Origin of the sequence: Pseudomonas sp. MWU12-2037 (genome assembly GCF_023242345.1) — a bacterium.
In the GTDB taxonomy this organism is placed as follows: Bacteria; Pseudomonadota; Gammaproteobacteria; order Pseudomonadales; family Pseudomonadaceae; genus Aquipseudomonas; species Aquipseudomonas gingeri_D.
In genome coordinates this window covers 566,622-582,831 of record NZ_JALLIZ010000002.1, presented here as the reverse complement: position 1 = coordinate 582,831, position 16,210 = coordinate 566,622, and the positions used below count along the sequence as shown (strand labels likewise).

Annotated in this window: 17 protein-coding genes; 10 read left to right on the top strand and 7 right to left on the bottom strand. The window is 60.6% G+C overall.

The window, feature by feature from the left end; genetic code table 11:
- The first annotated feature begins 49 nt into the window (after nt 1–49).
- The 6 genes from M5B42_RS05890 (at nt 50) to M5B42_RS05865 (ending at nt 5,146) form a co-directional block, all read left to right on the top strand.
- Nucleotides 50–1,174, top strand: a complete 1,125-nt coding sequence (locus tag M5B42_RS05890; RefSeq protein WP_152740147.1) for a polysaccharide deacetylase family protein — start codon at nt 50–52, stop codon at nt 1,172–1,174.
- Between the two features lie 342 nt (nt 1,175–1,516).
- Complete coding sequence (locus M5B42_RS05885; RefSeq protein WP_100941812.1) at nt 1,517–2,911, top strand: PhoH family protein; 1,395 nt, start codon at nt 1,517–1,519, stop codon at nt 2,909–2,911.
- Nucleotides 2,912–3,018: 107 nt separating this feature from the next.
- Nucleotides 3,019–3,492 (top strand): cyclic pyranopterin monophosphate synthase MoaC, encoded by a 474-nt coding sequence (gene moaC, locus M5B42_RS05880; protein WP_178129893.1) that lies wholly within the window; start codon nt 3,019–3,021, stop codon nt 3,490–3,492.
- Nucleotides 3,489–3,731: a MoaD/ThiS family protein gene (locus M5B42_RS05875; RefSeq protein WP_248745252.1), complete on the top strand. Its 243-nt coding sequence runs from the start codon at nt 3,489–3,491 to the stop codon at nt 3,729–3,731. Before moaC ends, M5B42_RS05875 begins: the two co-directional genes overlap by 4 nt.
- Nucleotide 3,732: 1 nt before the next feature.
- Nucleotides 3,733–4,182, top strand: a complete 450-nt coding sequence (gene moaE / locus M5B42_RS05870) for a molybdopterin synthase catalytic subunit MoaE (protein WP_152740148.1) — start codon at nt 3,733–3,735, stop codon at nt 4,180–4,182.
- A 187-nt stretch (nt 4,183–4,369) separates the two neighbouring features.
- Nucleotides 4,370–5,146 carry an ABC transporter substrate-binding protein gene (locus M5B42_RS05865; protein ID WP_248745251.1) on the top strand — a complete coding sequence of 259 codons (777 nt, stop codon included), beginning with the start codon at nt 4,370–4,372 and terminating at the stop codon, nt 5,144–5,146.
- 201 nt (nt 5,147–5,347) lie between these two features.
- Here M5B42_RS05865 and M5B42_RS05860 read toward each other — a convergent pair whose 3' ends face one another.
- The 5 genes from M5B42_RS05860 to M5B42_RS05840 form a co-directional block, all read right to left on the bottom strand.
- Nucleotides 5,348–5,977 (bottom strand): PAS domain-containing protein, encoded by a 630-nt coding sequence (locus M5B42_RS05860; RefSeq protein WP_103499291.1) that lies wholly within the window; start codon nt 5,975–5,977, stop codon nt 5,348–5,350.
- Between the two features lie 166 nt (nt 5,978–6,143).
- Nucleotides 6,144–7,271 carry an FAD-binding oxidoreductase gene (locus M5B42_RS05855; RefSeq protein WP_248745250.1) on the bottom strand — a complete coding sequence of 376 codons (1,128 nt, stop codon included), beginning with the start codon at nt 7,269–7,271 and terminating at the stop codon, nt 6,144–6,146.
- A gap of 56 nt (nt 7,272–7,327) precedes the next feature.
- Complete coding sequence (locus M5B42_RS05850) at nt 7,328–8,278, bottom strand: ornithine cyclodeaminase family protein (RefSeq protein ID WP_248745249.1); 951 nt, start codon at nt 8,276–8,278, stop codon at nt 7,328–7,330.
- A 140-nt stretch (nt 8,279–8,418) separates the two neighbouring features.
- Nucleotides 8,419–9,897 (bottom strand): ATP-dependent RNA helicase RhlB, encoded by a 1,479-nt coding sequence (gene rhlB / locus M5B42_RS05845; RefSeq protein ID WP_177099666.1) that lies wholly within the window; start codon nt 9,895–9,897, stop codon nt 8,419–8,421.
- A 76-nt stretch (nt 9,898–9,973) separates the two neighbouring features.
- A complete protein-coding gene (locus M5B42_RS05840) occupies nt 9,974–10,630 on the bottom strand; it encodes an alpha/beta fold hydrolase (RefSeq protein ID WP_103499295.1) in 657 nt (218 codons plus the stop codon).
- Nucleotides 10,631–11,109: 479 nt separating this feature from the next.
- On the opposite strand from M5B42_RS05840, the gene M5B42_RS05835 reads away from it, so the two are divergent.
- The 4 genes from M5B42_RS05835 to M5B42_RS05820 all read left to right on the top strand — a co-directional run bounded on the left by M5B42_RS05835 (nt 11,110) and on the right by M5B42_RS05820 (nt 15,272).
- Complete coding sequence (locus M5B42_RS05835; protein ID WP_103499296.1) at nt 11,110–12,141, top strand: amino acid ABC transporter substrate-binding protein; 1,032 nt, start codon at nt 11,110–11,112, stop codon at nt 12,139–12,141.
- 66 nt (nt 12,142–12,207) lie between these two features.
- Nucleotides 12,208–13,389, top strand: a complete 1,182-nt coding sequence (locus M5B42_RS05830) for an amino acid ABC transporter permease (protein ID WP_248745248.1) — start codon at nt 12,208–12,210, stop codon at nt 13,387–13,389.
- 10 nt (nt 13,390–13,399) lie between these two features.
- Complete coding sequence (locus tag M5B42_RS05825; protein ID WP_248745247.1) at nt 13,400–14,497, top strand: amino acid ABC transporter permease; 1,098 nt, start codon at nt 13,400–13,402, stop codon at nt 14,495–14,497.
- A gap of 10 nt (nt 14,498–14,507) precedes the next feature.
- Nucleotides 14,508–15,272: an amino acid ABC transporter ATP-binding protein gene (locus tag M5B42_RS05820; protein ID WP_103499298.1), complete on the top strand. Its 765-nt coding sequence runs from the start codon at nt 14,508–14,510 to the stop codon at nt 15,270–15,272.
- A 62-nt stretch (nt 15,273–15,334) separates the two neighbouring features.
- On the opposite strand, the gene M5B42_RS05815 is transcribed toward M5B42_RS05820, so the two are convergent.
- Together M5B42_RS05815 and M5B42_RS05810 are read right to left on the bottom strand one after the other, a co-directional pair.
- A complete protein-coding gene (locus M5B42_RS05815) occupies nt 15,335–15,808 on the bottom strand; it encodes a type II toxin-antitoxin system MqsA family antitoxin (RefSeq protein ID WP_248745246.1) in 474 nt (157 codons plus the stop codon).
- Nucleotides 15,805–16,116, bottom strand: coding sequence for a type II toxin-antitoxin system MqsR family toxin (locus tag M5B42_RS05810; RefSeq protein ID WP_121136935.1), 312 nt, complete (start codon nt 16,114–16,116; stop codon nt 15,805–15,807). The genes M5B42_RS05815 and M5B42_RS05810 overlap by 4 nt, the downstream gene beginning before the upstream one ends.
- Nucleotides 16,117–16,210: the final 94 nt, after the last annotated feature.

Here is a 16,210-nt window from a genome sequence, read left to right as displayed (position 1 = left end):
CACAGGATCGGCTATAGTGCGCGGCGGGTTCTGAAATGGAGGCACCCTTTTGCGTATCGTTCTTTTCTTCTCGGCCCTGCTGGCCTGCTTCGCCGCCGTTGCCGCGCCGAACGACCCCGCGACCCTGGATCGCAGCACCTGGCCCGAGCAACTGAGCAGCCCGGCGCTGTTCGATGTCGCCTCGCGCGCGCAAATCCTGATGTTCGCCCATCTGCTGCTGGTCAGCGAACTGCTCGACGAGCCGGCCCTGAAAAAGCGCCTGGGCCTCAAGCAGATCAACATGACCGCCATCGACGCGGTGCGCCAGCGCATGTGGCAGCGCCTGCTGACCAGCTACAACGCCGCCCAGCAGAGCTGCGACGAGGATGCGTCCTTCTGTTTCTATGTCGTGGACATGGACAGCCTGCAAAAAGCCGCCGGCAAGTTCCGGGTCGCCGATGACTCCTTTTATGTCCGCTGGGCCGACCCGGCCCGGGCATTCAATGAGCGTTACCTGGACGAGCAACTGCGCCTGGCCGCGCTGTTGCCGCAGACCAGCAGCGAAATCCAGTTGATGGGCGACCACGAGCGCAATGGCGAGGGCTTCAACGACCGCCTGTTCCTGCTGACCTTCGACGGTGGGCCGACCATAGCCCAGGGCAATACCGATGAATTGGCCGACTACCTGCGCAAACAGAAGATGAGCGGCCTGTTCTTTGTCCTCGGCAATGCCTTGCAGGCCCGCCTGGACAAGACCTCGATGCCGGCGGTGCGCGAGCTTTACCGCCAGCAATGCGTGGGTGTGGAAGGCTGGCAGTACCGTTCCCACAGTCAATGGCAGGACTGGGAGGATTCGATCCTGCGCAGCATCTCGTTGGTGCAGAGCGCCTTGCCGAACAACTATGCCGCGCTGTTCCGCCCGCCTTACGGGCAGCGGCGGGCCGACGGCGCGGCGTTTTTCAAGGCCCAGCACTTGCAGGTCGCCTTGTGGGACATCGATTCGGCGGACGCCACCGGCAAGCTCAGCGCCGAGCAGTCCGCCCAGCGGGTGATGACCTTGATGCTGCTCTGGCGTCGCGGCGTCATCGTGTTTCATGACACCCAGGACAAAGCGCGCACGGCGTTGCCCTGGCTGCTCAAACAGACCGCCGAAAGCGGGATCGGCTGGCAGGAGTGCAAGGAAGCGTTTCGTTAGAGAGGGAAAACCCAAGTGCCCGTATTTGTTGGGCCGGGGAAAAAACAGGTGATGATTTCAGTGCAGGCGGACTTCCGACTTTAACGGTGTGCGGGCCCCTCGCCAAGGGCTATTCGTCAGCTTGAAAAATAAACTTCAAAAAAACGTCAAAGTGCTTTTTCCTGTCATGTCTTTTGCGGTATTACGGAGTCAGACCGCCGAAACCTGCGACACAGGTGGCGTCTTACAAGACCCTACTTGTGCACAGAACGCCTGCCCCTTCACAGGCGAATTCGGCGGTCACTTCGAGGCGCATCACCGTCAAGGTATTGCGTCGACTGGCTCCCACAAAGGTGACCGAGTATGGATGATCACGGACGCACTCCTTCTTCCAACCAGCCTATCCTTTACGTGCTCGATACCAACGTACTGATCCACGATCCAAACGCCCTGCTCAATTTCGAAGAACACCATGTCGCCATCCCGATGACCGTGCTCGAGGAGCTCGACAAGCTCAAGGGCGGGCATCACAGCGTCGCCGCCGAATGCCGGCAGGCGATCCGCCTCATCGACAAGACCCTGGGCGACGCCTGCCCCGAGGACGTCGAGCTGGGCGTCCCGATCCAGCGTGGCAAGAGCGGTCCCAAGGGCCTGCTGTCGATCCTGATGAGCAAGCGCAGCGAACCGAACCTGGTGCTGCCGGAGCACCTGAACGACAACATCATCATCAATCAGTTGATCGATCTGCATGCGCGGGACAAGGACCTGCGCCTGGTCCTGGTGACCAAGGACATCAACATGCGCCTCAAGGCGCGCGCCTGCGGGATTGCGGCCGAGGACTACAGCACCGACCAGTTGGTCGACGACGTGTCCTTGCTGCCCAACGGTTATCACGACGTCAAAGGCTCGTTCTGGGACCGCGTCAGCAAGGTCGAGACCCGCCAGGACCATGGCCGCACCTGGCACCAGGTGCAACTGACCGACAACCTGCCGGCGGTGCATGTCAACGAATTCATCATCGACGAACAAGGCTTTGTCGGTTGGGTCAAGGAGATCCGCGCCGATGTGCTGGTGATTCTCGATCTGCATCAGGAACCCCTGTTGCACCAGGAAGCCTGGGGCCTGAAACCGCGTGACATCTACCAGAGCCTGGCGCTGTTCGCCTTGCTCGATCCGGACATCCACCTGGTCAACCTGACGGGTGCCGCCGGTTCCGGGAAAACCATCCTGGCCTTGGCCGCCGCCATCGAGCAGACCATGGTCAGCAAGCGCTATCGGCGCATTATCGCGACCCGTAGCGTGCAGGGCCTGGACCAGGAAATCGGTTTTCTGCCCGGCACCGAGGCGGAGAAGATGGAGCCTTGGCTGGGGGCGATCACCGACAACCTCGAAGCCTTGCACATGGATGACGAAAGCACCCATGGCAGCGTCGACTACATCCTCAGCAAGGTGCCGTTGCAGTTCAAATCCCTGAACTACATCCGCGGGCGCAGCTTCCAGCAAAGCCTGATCCTGATCGATGAGTGCCAGAACCTCACGCCGCACCAGATGAAAACCATCATCACCCGTGCCGGCGCCGGTTCCAAAGTGGTGTGCCTGGGCAACCTGGCACAGATCGACACCCCTTACCTGTCCGCGACCAGCTCCGGGCTGACCTACCTGACCGAACGCTTCAAGGACTTCCCGAACGGCGTGCACATCACCCTGCAGGGCGTGCCGCGTTCGATCCTGGCCGAATACGCCGAATCCCACCTGTAATCCCATCCACACCCAGGGGCGGCCAGGCGGCCGCCCTTTTTATTAGCCCTGTCGCGCAAAGCTGACCCGCAGGTTTACAATCGACGCTCCTGATCAGGAGTATCGCTGTGCTGACTCATCTCGATTCCCAAGGCCGCGCCAATATGGTCGACGTCACCGACAAGGCCGTGACCTTCCGCGAGGCGGTGGCCCAGGCCCGCGTGCGCATGTTGCCCGAGACCCTGCAAATGATCATCAGCGGCGGCCACCCCAAGGGCGATGTGTTCGCCGTGGCGCGGATCGCCGGTATCCAGGCGGCGAAGAAAACTTCCGAGCTGATTCCCCTCTGTCATCCGCTGATGCTCACCAGCGTCAAGGTCGAGCTGAGTGCCGACGGCGAGGATGCCGTGCGCATCGTCGCGCGCTGCAAGCTGTCCGGGCAGACTGGCGTGGAGATGGAAGCGCTGACGGCGGCGAGTGTCGCGGCGCTGACGATCTATGACATGTGCAAGGCGGTGGACCGCGGCATGATCATCGAAAACGTCTGCCTGCTGGAAAAACTCGGCGGCAAGAGCGGGCACTACCTGGCGGATGCGCCATGAAGATCGTGGTGAAGTTCTTTGCCCGTTATCGTGAAGTGCTCGGGATGGATGAGTTGGCGGTGGAGGGGGACTTCACCAGCGTCGATGATGTCCGCCGGTTCCTGCTGTTACGAGAGGACACACAGGTCCTTGGCGAACAGAACCTGATGTGCGCGCGCAACGAGGACCTGTGCCCCCTCGCCGAGCCGTTGGCCGATGGCGATGAAGTGGCATTTTTCCCCACGGTGACCGGAGGCTGAAATGGCGATTCGCGTGCAGGCGCAGGCGTTCGATCCGGGAGCTGAAGTCAATGCCCTGCATGCCGCCAACCTGGGGATCGGCGCGGTGGTGAGTTTTGTCGGCTACGTGCGCGACTTCAACGACGGGCGTGAAGTAGCGGGGATGTTCCTCGAACATTATCCGGGGATGACCGAAAAGGCCCTGGGCAAGATTGTCACGCAAGCCCATGAACGCTGGCCGTTGCTCGGGCTGGAAGTGCTGCACCGGGTCGGCGCCCTGGAGCCGGGTGAGCCCATCGTGTTTGTCGGGGTCACCAGTGCCCATCGTCAGGCCGCGTTCGATGCCTGTAATTTCGTCATGGACTACCTGAAAACCCAGGCGCCATTCTGGAAAAAGGAAAACACCGCCGACGGCCCGCGCTGGGTCGAGGGTCGCGTCAGCGACCAGGCAGCGGCAGAGCGCTGGAAGTAACGGCTGGCGCTTTGCGACACCCCCTCAAATATTCATCGGTGCATGGCTTTCTGACAGAGTGCATGCATTTGTTCGTTGACGATTTGTACTAATAAGTCCACGATGGATTTATAAGTACAAAATAGTGTTTTCGTCTTCCTTCTACTGTCTTGCCACAACACCTCAAATAAAGAGCGGGAGTTCCAGCATGAAGAAGTTCACCCTGATCGGCGGCCTGGCATTGGGTCTGCTGGCCGGCAGCACGGCGTTTGCCGCCGAGCCGACCTTGCGTATCGGCATCGAGGCGGCATACCCGCCCTTTGCTTCGAAGACCGCCGAAGGCACCATCGTCGGTTTCGACTACGACATCGGCAATGCCCTGTGCGCGCAGATGAAGGTCAAGTGCGAGTGGATCGAAGGCGAGTTCGACGGCCTGATCCCGGCCTTGAAGGTCAAGAAGATCGACGCGGCGCTGTCGTCCATGACCATCACCGATGAGCGCAAGAAGTCGGTGGATTTCACCCACAAGTACTATTTCACGTCCTCGCGCCTGGTGATGAAGAAGGGCGCGGTGGTGGATGACAAGTACTCAAGCCTGAAGGGCAAGACCGTCGGTGTGCAGCGTTCCACCACCACCGACCGTTACGCCACGGAAGTCTTCGAGCCGTTGGGCATCAAGGTGATGCGCTACAGCAACAACGAAGAAATCTACATGGACCTGGCGTCCGGGCGTCTGGACGCGATCTTTGCCGACACCATCCCTCTGGACGATTTCCTCTCGATGCCGCGCGGCGCCGGTTACGCCTTTGTCGGGCCGGAGCTGAAAGATCCGAAGTATGTGGGCGAGGGCGCCGGGATCGCGGTGCGCAAAGGTAACACCGAGCTGGTAGGCAAACTGAACAAGGCCATCGACGGGCTGCGCACCAGCGGCGAGTACCAGAAGATCGAGGGCAAGTACTTCAAGACGGATATCTACGGCGACTGATGGGTAGCACCGTGGCGTAATTTCAATATCCGTTACTTAAGGCTGAATACGGTCCTGTAGGAGCAGGCGGTCCGGCGTCCCGGCTTGCCCGCGAAGGGGCCCTTGAGGCCGCCAAAAACTTCGCGGGCAAGCCCTGCTCCTAAAAGGTTCGGTGTTGGCATCCATATCGGCTATTCACATCACATTGACGATGGGGAACCCTCAAACCTCCGCCTTCAACTCCTTCAGGTGTTTGTACACCGTCGCCCGCCCCATATTCAGCACATTGGCCACATAGTTGGCCGCGCTCTTGCCCTTGAACGCGCCCTCGGCGTGCAACGCCAGCACCAGTTCGCGCTTGTGGTCGCGGGTCAGCAGGTTCAGTCCCAACTGCCGCTGACGCAGCCAGCTGTGCAGGAAGGTATTGATCCGCTCCTGCCAGTCATCGCGAAACAGCGCATCGGGCTGCGGGATCAGTTTGTTCGGTGAGAGGAACAGATCCAGCGCCGCCCTGGCGCTTTCGAACAGGGAAATATTCAGGTTGATGCACAGCACCGCCAACGGCGTGCCCTGGGCGTCGTGCAGTATGGTGCTGACGCTGCGAATCTTCTGGCCGTCCCAGTTGAGTTTCTCGTAAGGACCGATATTGCGCTCGTTGATGCCTTCCTCAAGCATGTCTTCCAGCGCCGCGTCATCGCCGATCTCGCGTTTGGAGATGTTGTTGGCGATGTAGTCGATCCGTTGCGTGTGCAAGTCGTGCAGCACCACTTCGGCATGGGGAAAGAATAACGTGGCGATGGCATCGGCGATCGCCCGGAAGTTATCCAGGGCGGGAGCCTGTTTGGCTGTCATGGTGATTCTCCAGGCAACTTCAGCATCCTTGGGGGGGAGCCGAAGGAAAACAGCTGGTGCGGTGATCCGGTCGCCTCGCAGGAGGTTGGCCTGATCACCGAGCGGCGAAAGGGTAGCGCCCCGGGTACGGGCGTACTAACGAGTGTGCCGCAATCAGCGCCAGTCGTCATCCGAGACGGGCAGGGGAAAGCATCGCGGCGTCGAGTCCGAACTGCGCGAGCTGCTCGGGCAAGGCTTCGCCACGCACGAGCGCCGCGCTGGCCTGGCCCATCGCTGGTGAAGTCTGGATGCCGTAGCCGCCCTGGGCCGCGACCCAGAACAGATCGGGGACCAGGGGATCGAAACCGGAAACCAGGTTGCCGTCGCTGACAAAACTGCGCAGGCCGGCCCAGGTGCGGGTCGGGCGGCGGATGGTCAGGGTGGTGGCTTCCTCGATCTGGTAGATGCCCATGGCGATATCCAGTTCTTCGGGCTGCACGTCGTGGGGCTCGACCGGGTCGGCGTTGGCCGGCGAGCCGAGGAACATACCGGCATCCGGCTTCATATAGAAGGATTCGTCGAGGCTGACCAGCATCGGCCAGTCGTGGTTATCCAGGCCTTCGGGCGGCGCGAAGATAAAGGCCGCGCGGCGCTTGGGCTGCAAGCCCAAGGGGCGGGCACCGGCCAGTTCGCCGATCTGGTCGGCCCAGGCACCGGCGGCGTTGATCAGCACCTTGGCGCTGAAGGTTTGCCCGGCGGTGCGGACCTGCCACAGGCCGTTGGCATCGCGCTCAAGGCCAAGGACTTCACAGTCGGTGTGAATCTCCCCCTGCTGGCGGCGGATACCACGCAGATAGCCCTGGTGCAGGGCGTCGGTGTCGATGTCGCTGGCGCTGGGGTCGTAGATCGCCCCGTGGACTTTTTCCCGGCGCAGGATCGGCAGGCGGGCACAGGCCTCGTCGGCGCTGAGCAGTTGCATCTCGGGCACGCTGGCCTTGGCGCTGAGGTATTGCTGTTGCAATTCGTCCGGGTCGCCCGTGAAGTCCACGGTCATTTCGCCCCGTGGGGTGAGCAACGGGTGTTCGGCGAAGCCGGGCGGCGGGGCGTCGAAGAAGGCCCGGCTGGCGAGGGTCAGGGCGCGCACCTGGGGTGTGCCGTAGGCAGCGGTGTAGAGGGCGGCGGAACGTCCGGTGGAGTGATAGCCCGGGTGCGATTCCCGTTCGAGCACGATCACCCGGCCATGCCGGGCCAGCCAGAAACCGGTGGAGGCGCCGGCAATGCCGCCGCCGATGATGATGAAGTCTGCCTGGTTCATTCAAGGCCTCCTGCTGGGGTCTAAAGGCTGTATGCGTAACCTGTGGGAGCTGGTGTTCAGCTTGCCTTGTGATGCAGATGATAAAGCGCATTGGCCAGGGCGATGTCTTCCAGGCCCAGGCCGATGGAGCGGAAGAACACATGGCGTTCGTACGTCGGCCGGGGTGTCTGCTCGCTCAGCAATTCGGCCAGGTCGCCATGGATCTGCCCGGCGTCCCAGCCGTGCTGGCTGGCGGCAATCAGCATTTCTCCAGCCGAACCCGGTGTGGTCTTGCGATAGTCGCAGTAGACCCGCATGTCGCTCAAGGCCTCTGGCGGCACTTCATGGGCGCGCATCGCATTGGTACTGATGGAGGTGATCAGCGTCGGTTTGCGCAGTTGGCTCGGGTCGATCACCGGGGTCGCCGAGGAGGTGCAGAGCAGGATGACGTCGGCGTCGTCCAGGGCTTGCTCCAGGTGTTCGACGATCCGCAGACGGGGCTCGATGTCGTTCAGGCGTGCGCGCTTGTCGGCATTCACATTAGGCGAGTAGAGGCTGATGTCCTGCCAATCGCGCAGCCCCTTGGCGTAGTGCAGATGGGCCTGGGCCACCGGACCACTGCCGACGATGGCCAGGCGTTTGGCGTCCAGCGGAGCCAGGGCGTCCACGGCCACGGCGGTGGTCGCCGCAGTGCGCGCGGTGGTCAGTTCGCCGGCATCGCAGAGCAGCAGCGGCTGGCCGGTCTGCATGGACATCAGCAGGGTCCAGGCGGTCACCAGCGGACCTTGCTCGCGGACGATATAGGGCGAGGTCTTGACGCCATAGACCTGGTCGTCGGCCAGCACACCGAGGTAGTTGATAAAGTCGCCGGCACCCTGTGGGAACTCCACCAGCTGCTGCGCCGGTTGCACCGCCTGTCCGGCCGCCAGGTCGCGAAACAGTTTGCGCAGGATCTGCGGCACGTCGATCTGCTGCAGAAGTCGATGGGCCTGCTGGCTGTTGATCACGTAGGGGGTGTGGCCGGACATGGGGTGCTCTCGAATGATTTTTATAAACTAATTTGTCCATTATGGACTTTTAGTTTAATTCGGCAATCTCCGGACGAAAAAAAACGTCGCCGGGTATCGGGCGACGTTTTGTCGTGCAGCGTGCCTTTCGGCCTGGGCGATCAGGCCGGACGCTGGCGCACCACTGGCCGCAACAGCTCGGTGGGTGGCATTTCACAGCTGATCTTGTGCCCCAGCAAGGCCTCGATCGCCGGCAACTGGTAGGAGTCGTCTTCACCGGCAAAGCTGATGGACACACCGTCGGCGCCCGCTCGCCCGGTCCGGCCGATGCGGTGGACGTAGTCGTCCGGCACTTCCGGCAGGGTGAAGTTGATCACGTGGCTGATGCCGTCGATATGAATCCCGCGCCCGGCCACGTCGGTGGCCACCAGCACGCGGATCTTGCCTTCGCGGAAACCTTCCAGGGTCTTGATGCGCTTGTGCTGCGGCACGTCGCCGGACAATTGCGCGGCATTGACGCCGTCGCGTACCAGGCGTTCCTCGATCCGCCGGACTTCGTCCTTGCGGTTGGCGAAGACCATCACCCGCTCCCAACCATTGTCGGTGACCAGGTTGTAGAGCAGCTTGTACTTGTCGGCACCGGCCACGGCATAGACGTGCTGTTCAACGTTGGCGTTGGCCGGGCTCAGCGCTTCGATCTCGACAATGGACGGGTCGGTGGTCCATTGCTTGGCCAGGTTCATCACGTCTTCGGTGAAGGTGGCCGAGAACAGCAGGGTCTGGCGTTCGTTCTTCGGCGGGGTCTGGCGGATGATCTGCCGGACCTGGGGGATAAAGCCCATGTCGAGCATGCGGTCGGCTTCGTCCAGGACCATCACTTCGACCATGTCCAGGTGCACTTCGCCGCGCTGGTTGAAGTCCAGCAGGCGGCCAGGGGTGGCGACCAGGATGTCGCAGTGACGGGCTTCGAGCAGCTTGAGCTGTTTGTCGAAGTCCATGCCACCGACGAACTGCATGACGTTGAGGCCGGTGTATTTGGTCAGGTCGGCGGCGTCCTTGGCGATCTGCACCACCAGCTCGCGGGTCGGCGCGATGATCAGCGCCCGCGGCTCACCCATGTAGCGTTCTTTCGGCGGTGGGGTCTGCAACAGCTGGGTGATGATCGAGATCAGGAACGCGGCGGTCTTGCCGGTACCGGTCTGGGCGCGACCGATGGCGTCCTTGCCGGCCAGGGTAAAGCCCAGGACCTGCGCCTGGATCGGCGTGCAATAAGGGAAACCGAGGTCCTGGATGGCGTGCATCAACTCGGGCGCCAGCTTGAAATCGTGGAAGCGGGTCTTGCCTTCCTGGGGCTCGACGACGAAGTCCTCGAGTTTCCAGGGTTTGACGGGAGGCTTCGGCGCTCGTTCACGGCGCGGTTGCTCGGCTTTCGGCTGTTCGACGCGTGGCGCCTCAACCGCCGCAGCGGGCTGTTCCGGGATGGCGGCCGGGGCTTTCGGTTTGGCGACAGGCTCGGCGCGCTCCGCTGGTTGGCCGTGGTGGCGGCTATCGGAGCTGGAAGTAGGGGCGCTGGAGCCTGGTGCGAGCTGCTCAGCCTCGCTTTTACCGAATATTTTTTTGAGTGCTTTGAGCACGGTCATCTCGTTAATTTGGTTAAGGAATGTACGCCGGCCAGTGTAATGCAAGAATCGGGCGCGGCGTAGTGCGTTACCGATATCAGCGCAAACGAGCGGCCAGCCAGGTACCGATGTCCTGGATTTCCTCGGGTAACACTTCGTGGCCCATTGGGTATTCCTGCCATGTCACGGTGACATCAAGGCGCTTCAGGTGCTCATAGGCGGTTCGACCCATGGCGTTCTGGACCACCTCGTCATAGTGGCCATGCAGGCAGAGGGCCGGAATTCGCTGTTGGCTGGCGGAAAGTTGCAGGGAGTCGCTGAAGGTCGGGGCATAGGTCGAGAGCGCCAGCACGCCGCCGAGGGCGCCTTGCCACCTCAGGTAGGCGGTGTGCAGCACCACGGCGCCACCCTGGGAAAAGCCCGCGAGGAAGATCCGCGAAGGGTCGATACCCGCAGCCCGCTGGGCTTCCAGCAATTCGATGACGGTCGCTGCGGATTCTTCAAGCTCTTCAAAACTGATCGAACGCGCCGGGCTCATGGCCTTGATGTCATACCAGCTGGGCATGGCGTAGCCGCCATTGATGGTCACGGCGCGGGTCGGCGCCTGGGGCAGGACGAAGCGCGTGCTCGTCAGGCTCTCCTGCAGCGTCTCGGCCACCGGCAGGAAGTCGTAACGGTCGGCCCCCAGGCCGTGAAGCCAGATAACACAGGCGTCTGCGGTCTTGGCGGGGTGAATGATCAGCGGCTCAGTCATGTGTGCTCCATTAGTGTGCGTGCGCTCCAGATGTGTGCGCGGTGATGGTGCGTAAAGAGTGGATTTGTTAATAAAATGTCGCGTTGTTGAATGTTTTTCTATTGACCTGTGGCTGAATCGCTTTAGCCGCCACTATGGTACGGGCTTTGCTATGGGAGAACCGAGTGAATGCATTCACCCCTGGCGGTAACACTATCAGTCTACCGCTGGCCGTGGGATAGCAAATGAATCCGTCTCGGCGGGTTCTGATTCACGTTCGCCGAGGGCCGGCAGGGCTTTAGCGAATCTGGAAAGGGCTGAGGCCCGTTCGGCCAATTTGGTGGGCGGTGAGTTTTACAGACGGGAGACTTTCTCCTACTAAACTCATAGCTCAAGTCTTTAGCCGCTTGACCCAAAAAAAGCCAGCACGGGTTAACAACGCCTCATAAGGGTGCGGCTAGACTCTAGCTCCGACACAACAAGAGCAACTGGAGGTTTGAATGAAGATGTTGAAATCCACCCTGGCAGTCGTGACTGCAGCCGTCGTACTGGGCGTCAGCGGTTTCGCGCAAGCGGGCGCTACCCTGGATGCCGTACAGAAGAAGGGTTTTGTTCAATGTGGCGTGAGTGACGGCTTGCCGGGCTTCTCGGTGCCTGATGCTTCCGGCAAGATCGTCGGTATCGACGCTGACGTCTGCCGTGCCGTGGCCGCTGCCGTTTTCGGCGACGCGACCAAGGTCAAGTTCAGCCAGTTGAACGCCAAGGAGCGCTTCACCGCGCTGCAATCCGGCGAAATCGACATCCTGTCGCGTAACACCACCATGACCAGCTCCCGCGACGCCGGCATGGGCCTGATCTTCCCGGGCTTCATCACCTACTACGATGGCGTCGGCTTCCTGGCCAACACCAAACTGGGCGTGAAAAGTGCCAAGGAACTGGATGGCGCGACCATCTGCATCCAGGCCGGTACCACCACCGAGCTGAACGTGTCCGACTACTTCCGCGCCAATGGCCTGAAGTACACCCCGATCACCTTCGATACCTCCGACGAAAGCGCCAAGTCGCTGGAATCCGGTCGTTGCGACGTACTGACCTCGGACAAATCCCAGCTGTTCGCCCAGCGCAGCAAGCTGGCTTCGCCGAAGGACTACGTGGTTCTGCCGGAAACCATCTCCAAGGAGCCTCTGGGCCCAGTGGTGCGTAACGGCGACGAAGAGTGGACCAAGATCGTTCGTTGGGTCGGCTATGCGCTGCTCAACACCGAAGAAGCCGGTATCACTTCGAAAAACGTCCTGGAAGAAGCCAAGTCGACCAAGAACCCGGACGTTGCTCGTCTGCTGGGCGCCGACGGCGAATACGGCAAGGACCTGAAACTGCCGAAGGATTGGGTCGTCAAGATCGTTTCCCAGGTCGGTAACTACGGCGAGATCTTCGAGAAAAACCTCGGCAAGAGCACTCCTCTGGAAATCGACCGTGGCCTGAACGCTCTGTGGACCAAGGGCGGCATTCAATACGCACCTCCTGTGCGCTGATTGACCTATCGCCCGGCAGGCCAACTGCCGGGCGATGTTCTTGTTCCGTTTTTCCTGGGGCACTTCATGCAAAATAAAATCGGCGCACCCAAGCAGAGACTCAGTCTCAGCGACCCCAAAGTGCGTGCGTGGCTATTTCAGATCATCACGATTGTCGCGGTGGTCTCGTTGGGCTGGTACCTGTTTCACAATACCCAGACCAACCTGCAACACCGAGGCATTACCTCGGGGTTCGGCTTTCTTGAGCGCAGTGCCGGTTTCGGCATCGCTCAGCACCTGATCGACTACACCGAATCGGACAGCTATGCCCGGGTGTTTGTCATCGGTCTGCTCAACACTCTGCTGGTGACCGTGATCGGCGTTATCCTGGCGACCCTGCTGGGGTTCATCATCGGCGTCTCGCGACTGTCGTCGAACTGGGTGATCAACAAGCTGGCCACCGTCTATATCGAGGTGTTCCGTAACATCCCGCCGTTGCTGCAGATCCTGTTCTGGTACTTCGCGGTGTTCCTGACCATGCCGGGACCGCGCAACAGCCATAACTTCTGGGACATGTTCTTTGTCAGCAGCCGTGGCCTGAATATGCCAGCGGCTATTGCTTCCGCGGGGTTCTGGCCGTTCGTGATCAGCGTCGTGTTGGCCATCGTGGCCATCGTGCTGATGAGCCGCTGGGCGACCAAGCGCTTCGAAGAAACCGGCGTGCCGTTCCACAAGTTCTGGGCCGGCCTGGCCTTGTTCCTGGTGATCCCGGCATTGTCCGCCTTGATCTTCGGTGCCCCCGTGCATTGGGAGATGCCCCAGCTGCAAGGGTTCAACTTTGTCGGCGGTTGGGTATTGATCCCAGAGTTGCTGGCCTTGACCCTGGCCCTGACGGTGTACACCGCGGCGTTTATCGCCGAGATCGTACGCTCGGGCATCAAGTCGGTCAGCCACGGCCAGACCGAGGCGGCGCGCTCCCTGGGCCTGCGTAACGGTCCGACCCTGCGCAAGGTGATCATCCCGCAAGCCCTGCGCGTGATCATTCCACCGCTGACCAGCCAATACCTGAACCTGGCGAAGAACTCGTCCCTGGCCGCCGGTATCGGTTACCCGGAAATGGTTTCGCTGTTTGCCGGTACGGTGCTGAACCAGACCGGGCAGGCCATCGAAGTCATTGCCATCACCATGAGCGTGTACCTGGCGATCAGTATCAGCATTTCCCTGCTGATGAACTGGTACAACAAGCGCATTGCGCTGATCGAGCGGTGAGGAAACGCCCATGAGTTCGCATACTTTCAAACCCGACATGCCACCACCGAGCAACAGTATCGGCGTGGTGGCGTGGATGCGGGCGAACATGTTCTCCAGCTGGCTCAACACGCTGCTGACCCTGTTCGCCTTCTACCTGATCTACCTGATCGTCCCGCCGCTGCTGCACTGGGCCATCCTGGACGCCAACTGGGTCGGCACCACCCGCGCCGACTGCACCAAGAGCGGCGCCTGCTGGGTGTTTATCGAGCAGCGTTTCGGCCAGTTCATGTATGGCTACTACCCGCCCGTGATGCGCTGGCGCGTGGACCTGACCGTGTTGCTGGCGATCATCGGCGTGGCGCCGTTGTTCATCCCGCGCTTCCCGCGCAAGGCGATCTACGGCCTGAGTTTCCTGGTGCTGTACCCGATCATCGCCTTCACCCTGCTGCGCGGCGGTTACCTGGGCCTGCCCAGCGTTGCTACCACCGAGTGGGGCGGCCTGATGCTGACCCTGGTCATCGCCACCGTCGGTATCGCCGGGGCCTTGCCGCTGGGGATCATGCTGGCGCTGGGACGGCGTTCGAACATGCCGGCGGTGAAGGTGGTCTGCGTGACCTTCATCGAGTTCTGGCGTGGCGTGCCGTTGATCACCGTGCTGTTCATGTCTTCGGTAATGCTGCCGTTGTTCCTGCCTGAAGGCATGAACTTCGACAAGCTGCTGCGGGCGTTGATCGGCGTGATCCTGTTCCAGTCGGCCTATGTCGCCGAAGTGGTTCGCGGTGGCCTGCAAGCCATTCCCAAGGGCCAGTACGAAGCCGCTGCCGCCATGGGCCTGGGTTACTGGCGCGCGATGGGCCTGGTGATTCTGCCGCAAGCCTTGAAACTGGTGATCCCGGGGATCGTCAACACCTTGATTGCGCTGTTCAAGGACACCAGCCTGGTGATCATCATCGGCCTGTTCGACCTGCTCAACAGCGTCAAGCAAGCCGCCGCCGACCCGAAATGGCTGGGCATGGCCACCGAAGGCTACGTGTTCGCCGCCCTGGTGTTCTGGATTTTCTGTTTTGGTATGTCCCGCTATTCCATGCATTTGGAACGCAAGCTGGACACAGGCCACAAGCGTTAGGAGTTTTGTCATGAGTGAAGCGATCAAACAGCCTGTGGGTCCTGAAGGCATTATTCAGATGCAGGGCGTGAACAAGTGGTACGGCCAGTTCCACGTGTTGAAAGACATCAACCTGAACGTCAAGCAGGGCGAGCGTATCGTTCTCTGCGGCCCGTCGGGCTCGGGCAAGTCGACCACCATCCGCTGCCTCAACCGTCTGGAAGAGCACCAGCAGGGCCGCATCGTGGTCGATGGCGTGGAACTGACCAACGACCTCAAGCAGATCGAAGCGATCCGTCGTGAAGTTGGCATGGTGTTCCAGCACTTCAACCTGTTCCCGCACCTGACCATCCTGCAGAACTGCACGTTGGCGCCGATGTGGGTGCGCAAGATGCCCAAGCGCCAGGCGGAAGAAATCGCCATGCATTACCTGGAGCGCGTGCGTATCCCGGAGCAGGCCCACAAGTTCCCGGGCCAGTTGTCCGGTGGTCAGCAGCAGCGTGTGGCGATTGCCCGTGCCTTGTGCATGAAGCCGAAAATCATGCTGTTCGACGAACCGACTTCGGCACTCGACCCGGAAATGGTGAAAGAGGTTCTGGACACCATGATCGGCCTGGCCGAAGACGGCATGACCATGCTCTGCGTTACCCACGAAATGGGCTTCGCCCGTACCGTGGCGAACCGCGTGATCTTCATGGACAAGGGCGAAATCGTCGAACAGGCTGCGCCGAACGACTTCTTCGACAACCCGCAGAACGATCGGACCAAGCTGTTCCTGAGCCAGATCCTGCATTGATCGGCTGACGTTGAATGAAAAACCCGGACCTGGTCCGGGTTTTTTTGCCTGGGTTTTGTTGATCAGGTGAGTGAATGTTTCCCTTCTCTGGGGCTGGGTGGATGCCAAGGCGCCTTGCCTTCGCTGATGCTCTTGATGTCTTCGACCAGTTCAGGGTGTCGGTCCAGGAGATGCATCAGTACGAATAGAGGCTTTGGTGGATCGATTTCTGCCCTTTCATAGCGTGAGAACGCATTGTGCCCACCACCTGATAGCAGCTCCACTGCGGCGCGTTGAGTGAAGTGAAGTTTGCGGCGGATTCGCTTCATCTCGTTGGCGACTTCTCGCCTCGACTGATAGACAAGCTCGTCGCTTGAGTCTGAATAACGCTGGGCGCTTTCAGGATCAAGCTCGATCTCCGAGCAGGCCTCGCACTGCCAGCCGGACAGCCGGGGAACCGATTTTTTCAACGCTTTGAAGTCGACCTCGAAGTTCCGATCTTCAAACCAATGCATGGCGTTGTGCATGCCACAGCTGACGCAGTCCTGTCGTTTCATGACTCACTCTCCTTGAAGGAGATCACCGGAGGTCCGCCAGCAGGGCGGTAGCTCACTTTTATATAAATCAATTTGCCTGGGAGCGGATAGTGGTAAACGTCCTGCCAGATTCTGTGATCGGCGTAGGTGGTCATTGATTTATAAAGCATCCTTCTTTCCAACGATTTAATGATTTGCAGCATATCGGCGAGGGTGAACCCCATTTTTCTGCCGCCATCCCTGGCACTTAGCGTAAATGCTGTGGCGCCAAGTCTTGTCACGTCCGTCTTGATCGCCGCCAGATCGTAATGAGGTGTTTTCTTTTCCATAAGACACCTTTGATGCAGTAGAGCTTAAAATTACCCTTAAAGGGTAATTTTTAGATAGGCGGTGGATTCTCCATCTCCTGTAGGAAACGTTGGT